Genomic DNA, 20,290 nt, shown 5'->3' with positions numbered 1-20,290 from the left:
CTCTCGCGAGCCAATTCACTATACGAGCTATTGCATGACCAAGATTCTGATTAAAGACGGTGAACCCGTTGAAGTCGCACTGCGTCGTTTCCGCCGCGCCATCGATGGCACGGGCCTGATCAAGGAAGTCAAGGCACGTGCGGCTTACGAAAAGCCGACGGCCGAGCGCAAGCGCAAGAAGGCTGCTGCCGTGGCCCGTCTGCGTAAGCGTCTGCGCAGCCAGACCCTGAAAAAGAAGATGTACTAAGCACGGCGTTGCACCCTTCGGGTGCAGTGAAGTGCGAAGTGAGAAACCCGCCGCGAGGCGGGTTTTTTTATGGACGGGCGGCGGCCATCGATTTGCTACACTCGTGGCCGTCGCCGCGATGCCGCGAAGGCTTCATCCCCCAGACTCCCCACGATTCCCCTATGAAAACGTTGACTTTTGCTGCGCTCGACGCGCTGACCCAGCAAGCCGAGCAATCGCCGCGTGCGCGCATGAACCAGAACCTGCATGAGTCGCTGGACGATCCGATTCAGCGCCTGGCCATTGCGATGGAGCCGGCGACGTACATTCGCCCGCACTTGCATCGTTACACGTGGGAACTGCTCACGGCGCTGCGCGGACGCTTTGTCGTGCTGACATTCGACGAGGCAGGCGTGGTGACGGACCGCAAGCTGCTGGGCGAGGACACGAGCGTAACGGAGACGGCGCAGGGCGTCTTCCACACGGTGCTTTCGCTGGACCCGGGGGCCGTGATTTTCGAGGTAAAGCACGGCCCTTATCGGCCGTTCGTCGAATCAGACTACGCGAGTTGGTCGGCGCCGGCAGATACGCCCGAGGCGGCAGCGTTCATGGCGTGGGTCAAGACGGCACAGGTGGGCGACCGCTGGGCCGCCTGACGCACGGAGGTGCCGCTGCGGCGGACTTTCGGCGGTAGCGCGCGGCGGTTAGCGCGTCCAGCCTTGAAACCCGGTGGCCATGGCGAGCAGTGCCTGGGTCGCCGCGTCGATGACGCTGTGCCAATCATCCCCGACGAAGCGTGGGTGAGGGGCGCGCGCATCGGCGACGCCCTCGGGGCTGTCCGATGGCTCGCGTCGGGCTTCGTTGCCGCAGGACATGGTCGCCGCGGCATGCAACCGCCAGACCGGCACGCCCAATCCTGTGGCCAAGTCCGCGTGTGTGGCGTCTAAAGAAATCACCAGATCCAGGTTGTCGATGAGCGAGGCCTCGTCGGCGAGATCATCACAGTCGGCGCGCCAGTCGATCCAGTCGACGGTTTCGGGCGGAATGGCGTGGGACGTGTCACCGGCGGGGCGACCCAGTGGTACCCAGGAAACGCCCGGTACGCAGAGCAGCGGTGCAAGCGCAGTGAATCGGGCGGTGCCACATGCCACGGGCGCTTGGGCTTCGGCGTCGAAGACATGCAATCCCGCGAGGCCGACGCAGAGTCCGTGCTGTGCGGCCGCTGCAAGCCGATCGCGCCAGTGCCGTGCTGGGGTAGCGGGAACGCGTAGAAAGGGCCGTCCGGCGTGTGCCGAGGCGGCCTGCGGCCCCAGCACGCGCGCAAGCGTGCCAAGCGGGCAGCGCAAATCCCAGTCCGATACATCGCGCGGCATTCGTGAGAGCACAACCACGCGCTCCCCGATCGACCATTCCACCAGTCGGCGCAAACTCGCGGGGCCGACAAATCCGACCTTGCCAAAGCGAGCGGCGGCGATTTCCAGATGGCGGAGCTGACTGAGCAGTTCTGCGTCGTCTCCCGCGCCGACGATCAAGAGATGTTGATGCAACGTTTGGCCACCGCCGGTCCAGGCGGGAAGCGGGCAATTCGGATGCGGGCTGAGTGCCGCGCCGACCTGGGCCCAGGCATGGGCGATGGCATTGGCGGCAGGGGTGTCCCCGGCGTAAGGGGTTGGGGAGTGAGCGGCGCGCTGCGAAGGCTTCGTCATGCGAATCTTGGCATCGAAAAGGGGGCAAGGACAGGCGAAATCACGGCGCCGGGCAGATGGCGCGGCAACGCAGCGCCTACGACATCTGCGACATACTAGGGAGCTGGCACGCCGGACATGATAGAGGAGGCGGGCCATTGCATTTCGACGCCACTTTTGCCAACGGGGCAGATGCTTTTGCCGGACGGCAAAATATTTGAAGTGCCCGATGCTGGCGCGGTGTGAGAAGGGGGGGGAGGCGGTCTGCAGTGAGTCGCTGCGAAGCGCGGCGCCATAGCGGAACGCCGGCACGGTCATCGCATTGGGCGGAGGCAACAAAAATGCCCCGTCGAGCCCCGCTACGCGGGGCATTTCGGCCATTCTTGCGATGCGCCAAATGCGTATTTGGTCCCCCCGACAGGAATCGAACCTGTATCTAGCGCTTAGGAGGCACTCGTTCTATCCATTGAACTACAGGGAGGGCGCGATGACGGTTTGACGCAGGCATCCTTCAGTCTCGCGAGCGCAAGAGTATAACAAAAAGACCTTGCGCGACACCGTCAAAGCAGCGATCGCGATCTGGCTCATGCCGCTGACGCGTCGCCGAACACGTCGGTTGTGTATGCGGGCGTGGCCGTGTCAAACCACACCCTCGGCGCGCAGCTGCTCGATCCTGGCGTCGTCGAAGCCGAGGCGTTCACGCAGGATGTCGTCGCTGTGCTGCCCCAACGTGGGCGGCGCGGTGCGCGCGATCGGCGGCGTCTCGCTCATCTTCATGGGACTCGCGACCACCCGGGCGACACCCCCAGACGGATGCGGCAACGCCACTTCCATGCCGCGCGCCTTCACCTGCGGATTCGCGAACACCTCCGGCAACGTGTTGATCGGCCCGCATGGCACGCCCGCCGCTTCCAGCTTGTCGATCCAGACATCCTTCCCGAACTTGCGCACCATGTCGGCGAGCATCGGCACGAGCACTTCCCGTTGCCGCACGCGCGATGGATTCGTCGCAAAACGTGCGTCGTCCGCCAGTGCCGCTTCGCCGCCAGCCTCCACGAACTTGCGGAACTGGCCGTCGTTGCCCACCGCCACGATGATCCAGCCGTCGTCCGCCGTCTGGAATGTCTGGTACGGCACGATGTTCGGATGCGCATTGCCCCAGCGAACCGGTGCCTCGCCGCTTGCGAGATAATTCGTGTTCATGTTCGCCAGCATCGCCACCTGCGTGTCGAGCAGCGCCATGTCGATGTGTTGACCGACTCCCGTGCGGTCACGATGCGTGAGCGCTGCCATGATGGCGATGGTCGCGTACATCCCGGTCATCAGATCGGCAATCGCGACGCCCGCCTTCTGTGGGCCGCCGCCCGGCAGGCCGTCACGCTCGCCCGTAATGCTCATGAAGCCCCCGATCCCCTGCACGATGAAGTCGTAGCCCGCGCGCGACGCGTAGGGGCCATCTTGGCCGAAGCCTGTCACCGAGCAATAGACGAGATCGGGCTTGATGGCGCGCAACGACGCGTAATCCAGCCCGTATTTCGCCAACTGACCAACTTTATAGTTCTCGACGATCACGTCGCTCTGCGCCGCCAATGCCTTGACGATCGCCTGCCCTTCGCCAGAGGCGATATCCAACGTGAGCGAGCGCTTGTTGCGGTTTGCGGCGAGGTAGTAGGCGGCTTCGCCCGTCTCGCGTCCGTCGGCGTCACGCTGATAAGGCGGCCCCCATCGGCGAGTGTCGTCCCCGACACCGGGGCGCTCGACCTTGATCACGTCCGCGCCCAGATCGGCCAGATTCTGTGTGGCCCATGGGCCGGCCAACACGCGCGAAAGGTCCAACACCCGGATATGACTCAGCGCACCCATCGTCCGCTCTCTCCTCGATTTCATCGTCTGATTGCTGTCCCGACGTTGTGATCGGAACATTGTTTTGCATTGCGGAACTAGCGCGTTGAAGTCTACGGTGTGCAATGCGCAACTGACCAGCGCCGTTTCGCAGTGCGGTTGTTGGCTGGGCGCTGTGGGGGGACTGATTTCCCGTATAATCAAAAGTTTGCAAAATACCCCGCCCAGCTTGACTGGCCCGGTCCCCACGCTCCTTCGCACGCTATGAAAGTCGCAGACATTCGGGAAAAATTCCTCACCTTCTTCGAGTCGAAGGGGCACACCATCGTGCGCTCGTCGAGCCTCGTGCCGTCCAACGACCCCACGCTGCTGTTCACGAACTCCGGCATGGTGCAGTTCAAGGACGTCTTCCTCGGTCTCGAAACGCGCCCCTACAAGCGCGCGACCACGGCCCAGCGCAGCGTGCGCGCGGGCGGCAAGCACAACGACCTCGAAAACGTCGGCTACACGGCCCGCCATCACACGTTCTTCGAAATGCTGGGCAACTTCTCGTTCGGCGATTACTTCAAGCGCGAAGCCATTCAATACGCTTGGGAACTGCTGACGGACGTCTACAAACTGCCCAAGGACAAGCTGTGGGTGACCGTATACCAGGAAGACGACGAAGCCTACGACATCTGGGCAAAGGAAGTCGGCGTGCCGACCGAGCGCATCATCCGCATCGGCGACAACAAGGGCGCGCGTTACGCGTCGGACAACTTCTGGCAGATGGCCGACACCGGTCCGTGCGGCCCGTGCTCGGAAATTTTCTTCGACCACGGCGCAGACGTGTGGGGCGGCCCGCCCGGATCGCCGGAAGAAGACGGCGACCGCTATATCGAAGTCTGGAACCTCGTGTTCATGCAGTTCAACCGCGACGAGCAGGGCAACATGACGCCGCTGCCCAAGCCGTGCGTGGATACCGGTATGGGGCTGGAGCGTATCGCGGCCGTGCTGCAACACGTACACAGCAACTACGAGATCGACCTGTTCCAGCACCTGATCAAGGCGGCCGGCCGTGAGACCGGCGTGACCGATCTCGCCGCGAACTCGCTCAAGGTGATCGCCGATCACATCCGCGCGTGCTCGTTCCTGATCGTCGACGGCGTGATTCCGGGCAATGAAGGCCGCGGCTATGTGCTGCGCCGAATCATCCGCCGTGCGATCCGCCACGGTTACAAGCTCGGCTGCAAGACGCCGTTTTTCTACAAGCTCGTGCCCGACCTGGTCGCCGAGATGGGCGCGGCCTATCCGGAACTGGCGCAGGCGCAGCAGCGCGTGACCGACGTGCTCAAGCAGGAAGAGGAACGCTTTGGCGAGACCATCGAGAACGGCATGGAGATTCTCGACGGCGCCCTGGCCGATCTGGCCAAGCGCGGCGTGACTACGCTCGACGGCGAACTCGCCTTCAAACTGCACGATACGTACGGCTTCCCGCTCGACCTGACGGCGGACGTCTGCCGCGAGCGCAGCATCACCGTGGACGAAGCGAGCTTCGACGCCGCCATGGCGCGTCAACGCGAACAGGCGCGTGCCGCCGGCAAGTTCAAGATGGCGACGGCCCTCGAATACAACGGCGACAAGACGCGCTTCCAGGGCTACGACAAGCTCGCGCTCGACGGCGCGAAGGTGACCGCGCTCTACGTCGACGGCACGAGTGTGAACAAGCTCGCCGCCGGGCAGCAGGGCATCGTAGTGCTCGATACCACGCCTTTCTACGCAGAGTCGGGCGGCCAGGTGGGCGATCAAGGGCTGATTACGGCGGGCAGCGCCCGCTTCGGTGTGTCGGACACGCAGAAGATTCAGGCTGACGTCTTCGGTCACTACGGCAAGCTGGAATCGGGTGAATTGACCGTGGGCGCGGCGGTCACGGCGCAGGTCGATGCCGTGCGTCGCGCACGCACCGTTCGCAACCACTCCGCAACGCACCTGATGCACAAGGCGCTGCGCGAAGTGCTGGGCGGCCACGTGCAACAGAAGGGCTCGCTCGTCGACGCCGACAAGACCCGTTTCGACTTTGCCCACAATGCCGCGATGACGGCCGACGACATCCGTCGTGTGGAGGACATCGTCAACGCCGAAGTGCTGGCCAATGCTCCGACGCAGGCCGCCGTGATGTCGTTTGACGACGCGGTGAAGGGCGGCGCGATGGCGCTGTTCGGTGAGAAGTACGGCGACGAAGTGCGGGTGCTCGATATCGGCACGTCGCGCGAACTGTGCGGCGGTACGCACGTGGCGCGCACGGGCGACATCGGCCTGTTCAAGATCGTGATGGAAGGGGGCGTCGCCGCCGGTATTCGCCGCGTGGAAGCGATCACCGGCGACAACTCGGTGCGTTTCGTGCAGAAGCTCGACGATCAGGTCAACGAAGCGGCTGCGGCGCTCAAGACCCAGCCGGCCGAACTGACGCCACGCATCGCGCAGGTGCAGGAACAGGTCAAGTCGCTGGAAAAGGAACTGGCGGCACTCAAGTCTAAGCTGGCGTCGAGCCAGGGCGACGAATTGCTCGAGAAGGCCGTCGATGTGAGCGGTCTGAAGGTGCTGGCCGCGCAACTCGAAGGCGCCGACGTCAAGTCGCTGCGCGAGACGATGGACAAGCTCAAGGACAAGCTGGGCAGCGCGGCAATCGTGCTCGCGGCGGTCGAGGGCGGCAAGGTCAGCCTGATCGCCGGCGTGACGGCCGACGCCACCAGCAAGGTCAAGGCGGGTGAGCTGGTCAACTTCGTCGCGCAACAGGTCGGCGGCAAGGGCGGTGGTCGTCCCGACATGGCGCAGGCCGGTGGTACCGATCCGTCGCAGTTGTCGCAGGCGCTCGCCGGTGTGCAGGGCTGGGTGGCTGGCAAGCTGTAACGGTGAGGCGAGCGCGGCGGTGTCCGTCGCGGCTCGCTGTGGGACCTGCCAGCCCCGGTAGCGCGTCGGGATCGCGCTTGCCGCTTGCCGCACGCAAGTTGCACAGAACCCCAAGCGTTGGATCGCGATCCGACCCTTGGGGTTTTTTTATCATGTGGCCTGATGCCCCAGCAGTACAGTTTCGGTATTCGAAAGGATCTGTAAGCGGGAGAGGTCAGTGTTTCGCAAGCGAAAGGATTCAGGCGGACGCGCACGGAAAATGCCGCGCATTGCCCCTGATGCCACAGGGGAACCCCCGCTTGTCCTGATGGTTTGCATGTAAAGTATTCGGCAGACCTCGCGTGTCGTCGCGCGATTTTCCCCCGCTACCGTTATGCCCGCCACTTTCACCGAATCCGACCGCGCCATCTCGTCGCGCCAGCCGTCCCCTGAGCGCGCGGCGTGGCGCATTGCGCTGTCTTGCATGCTCGCGCTCGCCATTGCCATGGGGATTGGCCGCTTCGCGTTCACGCCGATGTTGCCGCTGATGCTGCATGAGCACCTCACCGACATTCAACACGGCAGTTGGCTCGCGTCGCTCAACTATGCGGGCTACTTCGTCGGCGCGCTGTCGTGTATGTGGCTGCGCTTCACCCCGACGCGCATCGTGCGTTTCGCACTGGCGCTCACCGTCGCGCTGACGCTCGCCATGGGCCTGCTCGATTCGTTCGCCGTGTGGGCCGTCGTGCGTACGCTGGCGGGGATCATGAGTGCCTGGGCGATGGTGTTCTCGGCCGGCTGGGCCTTCCGAAAGCTCGGTGAGCTACACATGCCGAGTCTGGGGGGCGTGATTTTCGCGGGCCCCGGCGCCGGCATCGTGGTGACGGGGCTGCTCGCGAGCCTGAACAGCTCGCTCGCGTGGCCTGCGCGCGGCGGTTGGCTGCTGTGCGGGGGGCTGGCGCTGGCGCTGCTCGCGTTGATCTGGCGCACCTTCGAGCCGGATGGCCCCGCACCCGCGACGGCAGCTGGCGCGGCAAACCCCGGGCACGCTACGCACGCCGCACAGGCGCAAACCGCGGCGCATGCCGTCAATCATGGCAGCGGCGAGACGGTGATTCCCGTCACGGTGCTCTACGGATTTGCCGGCTTCGGCTACATCATCACCGCCACCTTCCTTCCGGTGATTGCGCGACAGGCGCTGCCTGGCTCGCCGTGGCCGGATCTCTTCTTTCCGTTGCTCGGCCTCATGGTGATGCCCGGTGCGATCATCGGTGCACGGGCGCCACAGGCCTGGGACAATCGTCTACTGCTCGCGGCATGCTATGTCACGCAAGGGGTGGGCGTTGGCATCGGCATCGTGCTGCCGAACGTCGTGGGGTTCGCGGTGGGTAGCGTGCTGGTCGGACTGCCGTTCACGGCGATTACCGTGTACGCGGTGCGCGAGTGCCGACGCCTGCGTGGGGACAATGCCAATGGTCTGATCGGCCTGGTGACGGCATCCTACGGGATCGGGCAGATCGTTGGACCGCTGGTCGCGGCGCCTCTGGTCGCGGCGACCGGTAACTTCACGGCAGCACTGCTATGTGCGAGTGGCGCGCTGGTGTTCGGGGCGATCGGCTTCGTATGGGACTGGCGACGCTCGCTCGAGCGCGCACCTTGATGCGCCCGGGCGCCAAGGCGCCGCGGCGACACTCTCATCCCCTTGGAACTTGCTATGTCTTTTACCCTGCAGGCGGGCAGAAAAGCCGCCACCGCCATCAGCGACGCCGAGCGCCAGATGCGTGTCGACCTTGCAGCGTGTTACCGGCTCGTTGCGCTGTATGGCTGGGACGATCTCATCTACACCCATATCTCGGCGATGGTGCCGGGAGAGCCGGGGCACTTCCTCATCAATCCATTCGGTCTGACGTTCGATGAGGTGACAGCGTCGAACCTGGTGAAGATTACGATGACCGGCGAGATCGTGGGCGAGAGCGAACATCCGGTGAACGTGACCGGGTTTGCGCTGCATGGCGCGGTGCACGCGGCACGTCCGGACGCCGTATGCGTCATGCATTTGCACAACACGGCAGGTATCGCGGTGTCGATCCAGCCGCAAGGTCTGCTGCCGATCTCGCAGCACGCGCTGCGTTTTCACGAGCGTATCGGATATCACGATTACGAGGGGCTGGCGTTTTCGCCGTCCGAGGGCGAGCGGCTCGTGGCGTCGCTCGGCGCGCATTCGGCCATGCTGTTGCGCAATCACGGCACGCTTACGACGGGACGCTCGGTGGCCGAGGCCTTCGTGCTGATGGCAACGCTCATCAAGGCGTGCGAGATCCAGTTGCAGGCGCTGGCGGGCGGTACGGCGCCCCATCTGCCGAGTCCGGCCGTGCAGGACAAGACCGCGCTTCAGCTCGAAGATGGGGGCGCCATCGAAGGCGTGCTCGAGTGGCCTGCGCTGCTGCGCAAACTGGATAGAATAGACGCCTCGTTTCGCGATTGAACGCCGCGCGGGCGCAACATCGGGAACGCACGGCAAGCCCGCGAGCTTTGAATGCGAGCATGGGCGGCGCTGCCGATCTTGATAACGACACAAGGAGAGAGACTGCAATGCCAACGTTTCACGTCGAGATGTTCGAGGGGCGCTCGATCGAGCAAAAGCGCGCATTCGTCAAAGCGGTCACGGAAGCGGCCGTCGCGACGATCGGTTGCACGCCGGAGTCTGTCGACATCATCATTACTGACGTCAAGCCCGAGAACTGGGCCACCGCCGGCGCGCTGTGGTCGGATCCGCGTCCCGAGTCAGTCTGAAGGTGCCGGTGGTCTCCCGCAGGGGCGCCACCGGTAGGTCGAAGGCAGGGGGCTCGCAGGATCCCTGCCGCATTGATGAGGTTGTCATGTCGCAAGTCCCGTCTGCATCGAACATTCTCGCCTCCGCCCTCACGAACGCTCCGTCCCTGACGGCCGCCGATGGTGGGGCGGCCCAAACGCCACAACATTTTGCCTCCGACAACTACGCCGGGATTTGTCCCGAGGCGTTGCATTATCTGATTGAGGCCAATGCCAGCGGCCACGAAGTCGCTTATGGCGACGATACCTGGACGCAGCGTGTCTGCGACGGTATTCGCAATCTGTTCGATACGGATTGCGACGTCTTCTTCGTCTTCAACGGCACGGCGGCAAATTCACTGGCGCTGGCCTCGTTGTCGCAGTCGTATCACTCCGTGATCTGCCACGAACTGGCCCACGTCGAGACCGACGAGTGCGGCGGTCCCGAATTTTTCTCCAATGGCGCGAAGCTGCTTACCGCCCGCGGTCGCGAGAACAACGGCAAGCTCACCCCGGACGCCATCGAGTCCGTCATCAATCGACGCTCCGATATTCACTTCCCGAAGCCCAAGGTCGTCACGCTGACGCAGGCCACGGAGGTCGGCACGGTCTACTCGGTCGACGAGGTCAAGGCGATCTCGGCGTTGGCCAAACGGCGCAACTTGCGCGTGCATATGGATGGCGCGCGCTTTGCCAATGCGGTCGCGACGCTGGGCTGTCATCCGGGCGACGTGACGTGGCGGGCCGGCGTGGACGTGCTTTGCTTCGGCGGTACGAAGAACGGGCTGCCGGTCGGCGAGGCAGTGGTGTTCTTCAATCGCTCGCTGTCGGAAGACTTCGCGTATCGGGTAAAACAGGCCGGGCAATTGGCCTCGAAGATGCGGTTCATTTCCGCGCCCTGGCTTGGCATGCTGGAGAACGACACCTGGCTGCGCAACGCGCGTCACGCGAATGCGATGGCGCAGTTGCTCGCGCAGCGCATTCGCGACGTGCCGGGTGTGTCGATCATGTTCGAGACGCAAGCCAATGCCGTATTCGCGGAACTGCCGCTGCATGTGATCGAGGCGCTCCGCGCCAAGGGCTGGCGCTTCTACACGTTCATCGGCGCGGGCGGTTGCCGCTTGATGTGCGCGTGGGACACCCGGCCGGAGACGGTCGAGCGTCTGGCGGCGGATATTCGGGCGCTGTGCGCGAACCGGTGACGCACACGTCATCGATCCCGGCACGGCAGTCCGTCGCGCGATTTATGCTTGTCGCGGTGTGGGCGCCGTGGGGATGAGAAAACGATGCGCCAGCGCGTGATAGAACGACGGCGCGATCGTTTTCGACACCTGGGTCGAGAGCAGGGCCACGGCCATGAGCGGGATCACCATCTGGTGGCCGTCGATCATCTCCATGACAATCACGAACGACGTGATCGGTGATTGCGTGACCGCCGCCAGATACCCGACCATACACAACGCGGCAATGGCCGGGAGCGGTACCACCGATGTGAGATGGGCCATCACGTTGCCCAGCCCGGCCCCAATGGCGAGCGACGGCGCGAAAATGCCGCCAGGGATTCCTGACATATAGGACACGCACAACGCTGCAAACTTGAGCAGCGCGTAAAGCGGCGAGAGTGCGACATGCGACTCCAGCAGGCCGCGCGCCTCAGCGTAGCCGCTGCCGAAGGTTGTGCCCCCCGAGGCGAGTCCGATCAACGCGATCGCCAGGCCACACAGGAACGCGAATCGCACCGGATGCGCACGGCGCATGCCGACCAGCGGCCCGGGCAACCAGCGTGGCACGTTGAGCATCAGCCAGCCGAACAGTCCACCGGCCACGCCGCTCAGCAGACTGGCGGCAACAAGTACCGGGATCAGCGTCCAGTGAAAGTCGCTGATCGCCTTGATCTGTCCGAAGTACAGGTAGTTGCCCTGTAGACCGAGTGCCACGACGCCGGAAAAGATGATGGCCGTGATGAGCGTGCCACTGCTGCGTGCCACGAAGCTACGGCTCAGTTCCTCGATCGCGAACACGACCCCCGCGAGCGGGGTGTTGAAGGCCGCCGCGAGACCGGCGGCGGCGCCGGCCAGCGTTAATTGACGCTCGATGTGCACGCTGCTTCGCCGATACCCACGCCGCATCGCATACATGAGCGACGCACCGATCTGCACCGTCGGCCCCTCGCGACCGATGGTGAAGCCGCAAAGAATGCCGAGAAACGAAATCGCGATCTTGCCGATCATGATGCGCATCGACAACAGCGACGACGACAGCCGCGGCTCCTGGAGCGTTGCGATGACTTGCGGAATCCCACTTCCCTCCGAGCCGCGGAAGAACTTCTGCGTCAGCCAGATGGCCAGCGCGGCGCCCAGCGGCGTCACGATCAGCGGCATCCAGATGCCATACGACAGCATGCGCTGAAACAGCTCGAAACCGAAGTCGATCAGCTTGGAGTACACCACCGAGACCAGACCAACGAGCACCGCACCCAGCCAGAAGACGCCGTAGTTGTGCCAGAGGCGACGAGAGCGATGGATGCCTCGTTTGGCCAGGCGCGCGGAAAGCGATGCGGGCGCAGACGACGATGGTGACGGGGGCGGTGAAGCCGGCGTTGCGGCAGTATGGGGAGGGACGTCTGACACGTGGCGCGGGTGAGAATGGGAAGATAAACGATGATTATACGCCCCGCACCCCCTCGCCATTTTCCACAGGTGTCTCGGAATCTACCGAATGTGCAGCGCGTCATGAGTTCATTTAAGATATTCGAATTCGCCAAACAACGATCATGAACGAACTCATTTTCTGTCCCCGCTGTGCCTCGCCGCTCGACTCGCGCGCGGTCGCCGGGCGCATTCGCCGCGCCTGTCCCGACGCGGCTTGCGGTTTCGTCCACTGGGACAATCCGCTGCCGGTCGTGGCCGGACTCGTGGAGTACCGCGGCCAGATCCTGCTGGCGCGCAATGCCACCTGGACCGAGGGCATGTTTGCGCTCATCACGGGCTTTCTCGAGCGCGACGAAACGCCTGAAGACGGCATCCGGCGCGAGATCAAGGAAGAGACCAATCTGGATGCTGGCGCGATTTCGCTGCTCGGCGTCTACGAATTCATGCGCAAGAACGAGCTGATCATCGCGTATCACGCGGTCTGCGATGGCGACATTCGTCTGTCGGACGAACTCGCCGAGTTCCGGCTTGTCGAGCCTGAGCGGGTGCGTCCGTGGCGCGCCGGCACCGGGCACGCGGTGGCCGAGTGGCTGCGGCGGCGCAATCTGCCGGTCGAGTACGTCGAATCGGCCCGGCTATCCATTGCCGGCTGACAAGCGGGCGCGAGGACTGCGGTAGAATCGCAGCTTGCGGGCCAACCCCCGGTACACGATCAGAACGAGTCGGATCCAAGGGACATCAGGAACATGAGCATGGAATTTCAGAAAGAAGTCGACGCAAGCGGACTGAACTGCCCGCTGCCGATCCTGCGCGCCAAGAAAGCGCTCGCCGACATGCAGAGCGGCGAAGTGTTGCACATCATTGCCACCGATCCGGGCTCGGCGCGCGACTTCAGCGCGTTTGCCAAACAAACCGGCAACGAACTCATCGAATCGCGCGAAGAGGGCAAGACGTTTCACTTCCTGATGCGCCGCCGCTGATCGCGTGGCGGCATCTCGCCGAACCCGACCGCCGCAGCGTGATGGGCGGCACAGCGGGCACAAAAAAGCCGACGGACAACTGCCGTCGGCTTTTTCTTTGACACAAGGCCTGGCGCTTATGCCAGATCGAGTTGCGTCTCGCGCAGGTATTCGCGGAAGGCATCCTTGAGTTCCGGATGGCGCAGCGCGAACTCCACGGTGGCTTTCAAGTAGCCGAGCTTGCTGCCGCAATCGAAGCGCTTGCCCTGGTAGCGATACGCCAGCACGACTTCATCCTGCATCAGCTTCTGGATGGCGTCGGTCAACTGAATCTCGCCGCCAGAGCCCGGATCGATTTCGCGGATGCAATCGAAAATGCGCGGGCGCAGCACATAACGGCCGACCACGCCCAGATTCGACGGGGCATCTTCCGGTGCCGGCTTTTCGACGATATTCGTGAGCTTGACGATATCCTTCTCGCCCCACTCGTTGCCCGCGACGATCCCGTACGAGCGGCTTTGCTCGATGGGGATCTCTTCCACGCCGATGATCGAGTTGTGATAGTGGTTGTACAGGTCGACCATCTGCTTGAGCACCGGCGGCTCGCCGTCGAGCAAGTCGTCGGCGAGGATGACGGCGAACGGCTCATCGCCCACGAGCTTCTCGGCGCACAGCACGGCGTGACCCAGGCCCAACGCCTTGGGCTGGCGCACGTAGAAGCAATCGATATGCGGCGGCTTGATCGAATGCACCACGTCGAGCAGCGCCTGCTTGTTCTTGGCCTCGAGTTCCGCTTCGAGTTCGAAGGCCGTGTCGAAGTGGTCTTCGATCGCGCGTTTGTTGCGGCCCGTCACGAAGATCATCTCCGTAATACCGGCGGCCGCCGCTTCTTCCACCGCGTATTGAATCAGCGGCTTGTCCACGACGGGCAGCATTTCCTTCGGGCTTGCCTTGGTGGCCGGGAGGAATCGGGTGCCGAGGCCCGCAACGGGGAACACGGCTTTGGTCACAACGGTTTTCATTGGTATCTCCCTGGTGATATGAGCACGTCTCAGGCGGGCAGGCGAGCGAGCTGGGCCTGCAATTTACCGAGAACCGCTTCAAAGTCGACCAATCGTTGCTTCTCGAGTTCCACCACATTGGCGGGCGCACGTGCCACGAAGCTCTCGTTGGAAAGCTTGCCGCGGCATTTGGCGATCTCGCCTTCGAGGCGCTTCACTTCCTTGCCGAGTCGCTCGCGCTCCGCGGCGACGTCGACTTCCACCTTCAGCGCCAGTTTGTTCGCACCCACGACAGCAAGCGGCGCACCGGCCGCTTGCGCGTCGAGCGTTGCTTCGTCTGCCAGCACTTGCACTTCAGAGAGCTTGGCGAGCGTTTGCAGATACGGCGCAATCGACGTCAGGAAGTCCACATCGCCCGCGACCAGCAGCGGCACGCGTTGCGCGGGCGAGAGGTTCATTTCGCCGCGCAGGTTGCGGCAGGCGTCGACGGCGGTCTTCAACTGCTGCATCCAGGCTTCATCGCCTTCGTCGATCTTGCTCGCGTCGGCCACCGGATACGGCTGCACCATGAGACTGGCTTCGCCTGCTGCCTTGTCCGCCGGATAGCGGCCCGCCAGCGGTGCCACCTTCTGCCACAACGCTTCGGTGATGAACGGAATGATCGGATGCGCCAGACGCAGCACCGTTTCGAGCACGCGCAGCAAGGTGCGACGCGTGGCGCGTTGTTGTGCCGGGGTGCCGTTCTGAATTTGCCACTTGGCCAGTTCAACGTACCAGTCGCAGTACTCGTCCCAGACGAACTTGTAGATCGCGCTGGCGATGTTGTCGAAGCGGTAGTCGGCGAAGCCCTTCGCGACATCGGCTTCCACGCGTTGCAGCAACGACACGATCCAGCGGTCGGCGCGCGAGAAGTCGAGCTGGCCGTCCGGGCCGCAATCGCCTACGCACGGCGCAAGACCGCAGTCGTGACCTTCGCAGTTCATCAGCACGAAGCGCGTGGCGTTCCACAGCTTGTTGCAGAAGTTGCGATAGCCTTCGCAGCGCGCCAGATCGAAGTTGATGTTCCGGCCAAGCGTGGCCATCGAGGCGAACGTGAAGCGAAGCGCGTCGGTGCCGAACGGCGCGATGCCGTCCGGGAACTCCTTGCGCGTCTTCTTCTCGATGCTCGCTGCCTGCTTCGGGTTCATGAGACCCGTCGTGCGCTTGGCGAGCAGGGCGTCGAGCGACACGCCGTCGACGATGTCGATCGGATCGAGCGTGTTGCCCTTCGACTTGGACATCTTCTGACCTTCGGCGTCGCGCACCAGACCGTGCACGTAGACCGTCTTGAACGGTACCTTGCCGGTGAAGTGCGTGGTCATCATGACCATGCGCGCCACCCAGAAGAAGATGATGTCGAAACCGGTCACGAGTACCGACGACGGCAGGAAATGCTTGAGTTCGGGTGTTTCTTGCGGCCAGCCGAGCGACGAGAATGGCACGAGCGCCGACGAGAACCACGTGTCGAGCACGTCTTCGTCGCGCTTGAGCGCGTCGGTGTAGCCCGCCGCGCGGGCCTTTTCGGCCGCTTCTGCTTCCGTGCGGGCGACGTACACGTTGCCGGCGTCGTCATACCAGGCCGGAATCTGGTGGCCCCACCAAAGTTGACGCGAGATACACCAGTCCTGAATGTTCTCGAGCCACTGGTTGTATGTGGTCGTCCAGTTCTCCGGGACGAACTTGATCTCGCCGCTGCGCACGACGTCGAGCGCGGTTTCGGTGATCGACTTGCCCGGATGGAACGTGCCTTCGGGGGCCGGTTTGCTCATCGCCACGAACCACTGGTCGGTGAGCATCGGCTCGATGATCGTGCCGGTGCGATCGCTGCGGGGCACCATCAGCTTGTGCGGCTTGACCGATTCGAGCAGGCCGAGGGCGTCGAGATCGGCCACGATCTGCTTGCGCGCGTCGAAACGATCGAGCCCGCGGTACTTCTCCGGGGCGTTGTCGTTGATCTTCGCGTCGAGCGTGAGAATGTTGATCTGCGGCAGGTTGTGGCGCTGACCGACAGCGTAGTCGTTGAAGTCGTGTGCCGGCGTGACTTTCACCACGCCCGTGCCGAATTCGAGATCGACGTAATCGTCGGCAATGATCGGGATTTCACGATCGCACAGCGGCAGCCTGGCCGTCTTGCCGATCAGGTGCTTGTAGCGCTCGTCTTCCGGATGGACCATCAGTGCGGTGTCGCCGAGCATCGTTTCCGGACGCGTGGTCGCCACCGTGAGCGAGCCCGAGCCGTCGGCGAGCGGGTATCGGATGTGCCACAGCGAGCCGTCTTCTTCCTCGCTCACCACTTCCAGGTCGGACACGGCCGTGAGCAGGGTCGATTCCCAGTTCACGAGACGTTTGCCGCGATAGATCAATCCTTGCTCGTGGAGCGTAACGAACACGTCGCGCACGGCGCGCGACATCTTCTCGTCCATCGTGAAGTATTCACGGCTCCAGTCGATCGATGCGCCCAGGCGGCGCACCTGACGCGTGATCGTGCTGCCCGATTCTTCCTTCCATTCCCAGACGCGCTCGACGAATTTCTCGCGGCCGAGGTCATGGCGCGAGACTTTCTGGGCATCGAGCTGGCGCTCGACGACGATCTGCGTGGCGATGCCCGCGTGGTCGGTGCCCGGTACCCAGAGGGTGTTGGCGCCTTTCATGCGGTGATAGCGGGTGAGGCCATCCATGATCGTCTGGTTGAACGCGTGACCCATGTGCAGCGTGCCGGTCACGTTCGGCGGCGGCAACTGGATGCTGAAATCTTCGCGGGCGTCGTCGAAAGTCGGCCGGGCATAGCCGCGGCGCTCCCATTCGGGGCCCCAGTGGGCTTCGACGTCCTGCGGCTCGAAGCTCTTGGCAAGCGTATTGTCGCTGTCGCTCATGGATTGAATGGACCGTGTAATGCGTGAAACCCTGAATTATAAAAGATTCGGTGGCATTTCCGCGTCGCAGCAGGATTTATAATCGAGCTTCACTCGAATTTCCTTCCCGACATGCCCGATCTGCTCGCCAATCTGAACCCCGAACAACTGGCCGCCGTAACCCTTCCGGACGAGCCGGCCCTTATTCTGGCGGGCGCGGGTTCCGGCAAGACGCGCGTGCTGACCACGCGTATTGCCTGGCTGATCCAGCACGGGCACGTGGGGCCGGCCGGGATTCTGGCCGTCACCTTCACCAACAAGGCGGCCAAGGAAATGCAGGCCCGTCTGGGCGCGATGCTGCCGATCAGCACGCGCGCCATGTGGATCGGCACCTTCCACGGGTTGTGCAACCGTATGCTGCGCGCGCATTTTCGCGACGCCGGGCTGCCGCAGAGCTTCCAGATCCTCGACCAGGCCGACCAGCTCTCCGCGATCAAGCGTCTGCTGAAGGCGTCGAATGTCGACGACGAGAAGTATCCGCCGAAAAACCTGCAGTATTTCATCAACAACGCCAAGGAACAGGGCCTGCGCCCGCACGAGGTCGAGGCCAACGACGCCTTCAACCAGAAGTTCGTCGAGCTTTACGCCGCCTATCAGGCGCAGTGCCAGCGCGAAGGCGTGGTCGATTTCGCCGAACTGCTGCTGCGCTGTTACGAGCTGCTCAAGCACAACGAGCCGTTGCGCGTGCACTACCAGTCGCGCTTCCGGCACGTTCTGGTCGACGAGTTCCAGGATACGAACAAGCTCCAGTACGCGTGGCTCAAGATGCTCGCGGGATCGAACGCCGCGGTATTCGCCGTGGGCGACGACGATCAGAGTATTTATGCGTTTCGTGGCGCCAACGTCGGCAATATGGCCGACTTCGAGCGTGAATTCCGCGTGCGCCACCTGATCAAGCTGGAACAGAACTACCGCTCGCACGGCAATATCCTCGACGCGGCCAACGCGTTGATTTCCAACAATGCGCGGCGTCTGGGCAAGAATTTGCGCACCGACGCGGGGCACGGCGAGCCGATCCGTGTCTATGAGGCGGCCACCGACCTGCAGGAAGCGAGCTGGCTCGTCGAAGAGATCAAGGCACTCGTTGCGCAGGGTCTCTCGCGGCAGGACGTCGCCATTCTCTATCGCAGCAACGCCCAGTCGCGGGTGATGGAGCACGCGCTCGTGGGGGCGGGCATCGCCTATCGGGTGTATGGCGGTTTGCGCTTTTTCGAGCGTCAGGAAGTCAAGCATGCGCTGGCGTATCTACGCCTGATCGAGAATCCGAACGATGATACGGCGTTCGCGCGGGTCGTGAATTTCCCGACGCGGGGGATTGGCGCGCGTTCGTTGGAGCAACTGGCCGACGCGGCGCGACTCTACAACTGCTCGATGTATGCCGCAGTGCCCTACATGACCGGCAAGGCGGGCACGAATCTGACGGCATTCGTGCGGCTCGTGGAGCAGATGCGCCACGATACCGAGCGGCTCACGCTGCCGGAGGTGGTGGCGCGGGTCATCGACGCCAGTGGGTTGATCGCCCATTATCAGACCGAGAAGGAAGGCCAGGATCGCATCGAGAACTTGCAGGAATTGGTGCATGCGGCCACGGCATTCGTTGCCGAGGAAGGTTATGGGCTCGATGCCCCGGCGCGGTTGATTGCCATGCGTCCTGCGCTGCCGGGCGCGCCCGACGTGCTGGCCTCGCCCGACGGCGTGGTCGACGCCGATACGCCGGTGGAGATGACGCCGCTTGCCGGCTTCCTGTCGCACGCGTCGCTCGAAGCGGGAGACAACCAGGCCGAGGCCGGGCAAGACGCTGTGCAGTTGATGACGGTACACGCGGCCAAGGGGCTTGAATTTACGGCGGTGTTCGTCACCGGTCTCGAAGAGGGACTCTTCCCGCACGAGAACAGTGCGCTCGAACTCGACGGTCTCGAAGAAGAGCGGCGCCTGATGTACGTGGCCATTACGCGTGCCAAGGAACGGCTGTATCTGTCGTTCACGCAAAGCCGCATGCTGCACGGACAGACGCGTTACAACGTGCGCTCGCGCTTCTTCGACGAAATCCCCGAGACGGTGTTGAAGTTCCTGACACCGCGCGCGCAGCCGGGCGCGCGGCTGGGGCAGGCCGAGCCGGCCTGGGGGCGCGATTGGTTCGGGCGGGGCAAGACGAGTGCGCCGAAGCCGGAAGAATGGGTGGCCACCCAGTCGGAGCAGGCGCTGGCCGACCGTTCGCGCGCGTCGGAGACGGGCTTCAAGTTGGGGCAGGGCGTTTTTCACACCAAGTTCGGCGAAGGCAAGATCATCGGCCTGGAGGGCGCGGGGGCGGAAGCCCGCGCCCACGTGAAATTCGGCCGACATGGTGAGAAGTGGCTGGCGCTGGCTGTCGCGAAGCTTCAGCCGATCGAGTAACGGCGCGGCCGTCATCGTCACCCACGACAAAGGGCACCCGCGGGTGCCCTTTGTTTTGCGCGTCTGACGTTGACGCCGACGTTTCCGCTTACGCTTCAGGCGGGGCGACGTTCGGATCGATGGCGCCGATCTCCTGCACGCCGAAGCAACCGCGATAGCTCGCGTAGAACGAGCAATACAGCACGGCCGTGAACAGGATCGAGTAAGGCATCAGCAAGAGCATCGCGTATTGATGAATGCCCATCGCAGCCATCGCCAGCGTCACGATCAGCGGCAACACGGTGGCGACGACCGCCGTGCACAGGCCGTAGACGACGAACGCACGGAAGTTGCGCACGCAGGCCGTCCAGCTGAAGAACAGCGCCTTGATGGGTGGGATGTCGTGCCAGGCCACGAGCACCGGCGCGAACCAGAACATCATCGCCACCGGTATGTAGGCCACCGCCACCGCCAGCATCGCCTGGCCCATCGAGCCGTTGGTGAGCGACTCTTCGCTGATGCGGCCATCGAAGAGCATCTTGTTGACCAGGTCGCCGCCGTCGAACAGCGCCGAGAACAGGAACACGACGGTCATCGCCACAATGTAGTAACCGCCTAGCATGAGCAGCCGGCGCGAGACTTCCTTGCCGTGGCCGCGAAAGCCGTCGAGCAATACGTGGGGCAACACCTGCTTGTTCTTGATGATGTCGCGACAGGCCGCCATGAAACCCACCGACAGGCCTGGGATGAACAGCAGCGGCAGGAAGGCGCCCACGACCGGCAGGATCGAAAGCACCATCACCCCGAACAGATAGGCGAAGAGCAGCGTCAGAATGGCGAGCGGGTTCTTGCGGAACAGCCAGATGCCTTGGCGCAGCCACACATATCCACTCTTCGGCGGGACTTCAAGCAATTGCATAGGG

General features: G+C 63.6%; 16 protein-coding genes and 1 tRNA gene. 10 read left to right on the top strand and 7 right to left on the bottom strand.

Features of this window, described 5'->3' with window-relative positions; all coding sequences use genetic code 11:
- Nucleotides 1-34 precede the first annotated feature (34 nt).
- On the top strand, nucleotides 35-247 hold the full coding sequence (gene rpsU, locus A985_RS0102680) for a 30S ribosomal protein S21 (RefSeq protein ID WP_017231887.1): 213 nt from the start codon (nucleotides 35-37) through the stop codon (nucleotides 245-247).
- 161 nt (nucleotides 248-408) lie between these two features.
- Nucleotides 409-882, top strand: coding sequence for a WbuC family cupin fold metalloprotein (locus A985_RS0102675; RefSeq protein ID WP_017231886.1), 474 nt, complete (start codon nucleotides 409-411; stop codon nucleotides 880-882).
- 48 nt (nucleotides 883-930) lie between these two features.
- On the opposite strand, the gene A985_RS0102670 is transcribed toward A985_RS0102675, so the two are convergent.
- The 3 genes from A985_RS0102670 to A985_RS0102660 form a co-directional block, all read right to left on the bottom strand.
- The gene (locus A985_RS0102670) at nucleotides 931-2,292 is read right to left on the bottom strand and encodes a hypothetical protein (RefSeq protein WP_198288637.1); all 1,362 of its coding nucleotides are present in this window, start codon (nucleotides 2,290-2,292) and stop codon (nucleotides 931-933) included.
- 25 nt (nucleotides 2,293-2,317) lie between these two features.
- Nucleotides 2,318-2,392, bottom strand: a tRNA-Arg gene (locus tag A985_RS0102665).
- Nucleotides 2,393-2,550: 158 nt separating this feature from the next.
- A complete protein-coding gene (locus tag A985_RS0102660) occupies nucleotides 2,551-3,774 on the bottom strand; it encodes a CaiB/BaiF CoA-transferase family protein (protein ID WP_017231884.1) in 1,224 nt (407 codons plus the stop codon).
- Nucleotides 3,775-4,017: 243 nt separating this feature from the next.
- On the opposite strand from A985_RS0102660, the gene alaS reads away from it, so the two are divergent.
- The 5 genes from alaS to A985_RS0102635 all read left to right on the top strand — a co-directional run bounded on the left by alaS (nucleotide 4,018) and on the right by A985_RS0102635 (nucleotide 10,634).
- Nucleotides 4,018-6,642, top strand: a complete 2,625-nt coding sequence (gene alaS / locus A985_RS0102655; RefSeq protein ID WP_017231883.1) for an alanine--tRNA ligase — start codon at nucleotides 4,018-4,020, stop codon at nucleotides 6,640-6,642.
- A gap of 373 nt (nucleotides 6,643-7,015) precedes the next feature.
- Entirely contained in the window at nucleotides 7,016-8,281 is a 1,266-nt protein-coding gene (locus A985_RS0102650; RefSeq protein WP_017231882.1) for a YbfB/YjiJ family MFS transporter, read from the top strand.
- A 54-nt stretch (nucleotides 8,282-8,335) separates the two neighbouring features.
- Nucleotides 8,336-9,106 carry a class II aldolase/adducin family protein gene (locus A985_RS0102645; protein WP_017231881.1) on the top strand — a complete coding sequence of 257 codons (771 nt, stop codon included), beginning with the start codon at nucleotides 8,336-8,338 and terminating at the stop codon, nucleotides 9,104-9,106.
- A gap of 107 nt (nucleotides 9,107-9,213) precedes the next feature.
- Nucleotides 9,214-9,414 (top strand): 4-oxalocrotonate tautomerase, encoded by a 201-nt coding sequence (locus tag A985_RS0102640; protein ID WP_017231880.1) that lies wholly within the window; start codon nucleotides 9,214-9,216, stop codon nucleotides 9,412-9,414.
- A gap of 86 nt (nucleotides 9,415-9,500) precedes the next feature.
- A complete protein-coding gene (locus A985_RS0102635) occupies nucleotides 9,501-10,634 on the top strand; it encodes a low specificity L-threonine aldolase (protein ID WP_017231879.1) in 1,134 nt (377 codons plus the stop codon).
- Nucleotides 10,635-10,676: 42 nt separating this feature from the next.
- On the opposite strand, the gene A985_RS0102630 is transcribed toward A985_RS0102635, so the two are convergent.
- Nucleotides 10,677-11,903, bottom strand: a complete 1,227-nt coding sequence (locus A985_RS0102630; protein WP_017231878.1) for a chloride channel protein — start codon at nucleotides 11,901-11,903, stop codon at nucleotides 10,677-10,679.
- Between the two features lie 302 nt (nucleotides 11,904-12,205).
- On the opposite strand from A985_RS0102630, the gene A985_RS0102625 reads away from it, so the two are divergent.
- Both A985_RS0102625 and A985_RS0102620 read left to right on the top strand, forming a co-directional pair.
- Nucleotides 12,206-12,736 (top strand): NUDIX domain-containing protein, encoded by a 531-nt coding sequence (locus A985_RS0102625; RefSeq protein ID WP_017231877.1) that lies wholly within the window; start codon nucleotides 12,206-12,208, stop codon nucleotides 12,734-12,736.
- A 99-nt stretch (nucleotides 12,737-12,835) separates the two neighbouring features.
- On the top strand, nucleotides 12,836-13,063 hold the full coding sequence (locus A985_RS0102620; RefSeq protein WP_017231876.1) for a sulfurtransferase TusA family protein: 228 nt from the start codon (nucleotides 12,836-12,838) through the stop codon (nucleotides 13,061-13,063).
- 116 nt (nucleotides 13,064-13,179) lie between these two features.
- Here A985_RS0102620 and galU read toward each other — a convergent pair whose 3' ends face one another.
- Nucleotides 13,180-14,064, bottom strand: a complete 885-nt coding sequence (galU, locus tag A985_RS0102615; protein ID WP_017231875.1) for a UTP--glucose-1-phosphate uridylyltransferase GalU — start codon at nucleotides 14,062-14,064, stop codon at nucleotides 13,180-13,182.
- 29 nt (nucleotides 14,065-14,093) lie between these two features.
- Nucleotides 14,094-16,955, bottom strand: coding sequence for a valine--tRNA ligase (locus A985_RS0102610; RefSeq protein WP_017231874.1), 2,862 nt, complete (start codon nucleotides 16,953-16,955; stop codon nucleotides 14,094-14,096).
- A 111-nt stretch (nucleotides 16,956-17,066) separates the two neighbouring features.
- On the opposite strand from A985_RS0102610, the gene A985_RS0102605 reads away from it, so the two are divergent.
- Nucleotides 17,067-19,388, top strand: coding sequence for a UvrD-helicase domain-containing protein (locus A985_RS0102605; protein WP_017231873.1), 2,322 nt, complete (start codon nucleotides 17,067-17,069; stop codon nucleotides 19,386-19,388).
- Between the two features lie 88 nt (nucleotides 19,389-19,476).
- On the opposite strand, the gene A985_RS0102600 is transcribed toward A985_RS0102605, so the two are convergent.
- Nucleotides 19,477-20,286, bottom strand: coding sequence for a BPSS1780 family membrane protein (locus tag A985_RS0102600; RefSeq protein WP_017231872.1), 810 nt, complete (start codon nucleotides 20,284-20,286; stop codon nucleotides 19,477-19,479).
- Between the last annotated feature and the right edge of the window lie 4 nt (nucleotides 20,287-20,290).

It is taken from the genome of Pandoraea sp. B-6, assembly GCF_000282835.1.
Classification (GTDB): Bacteria; Pseudomonadota; Gammaproteobacteria; order Burkholderiales; family Burkholderiaceae; genus Pandoraea; species Pandoraea cepalis.
Note: the sequence above shows the minus strand (reverse complement) of the source record. Positions and strands in the feature narration are given on the sequence as shown.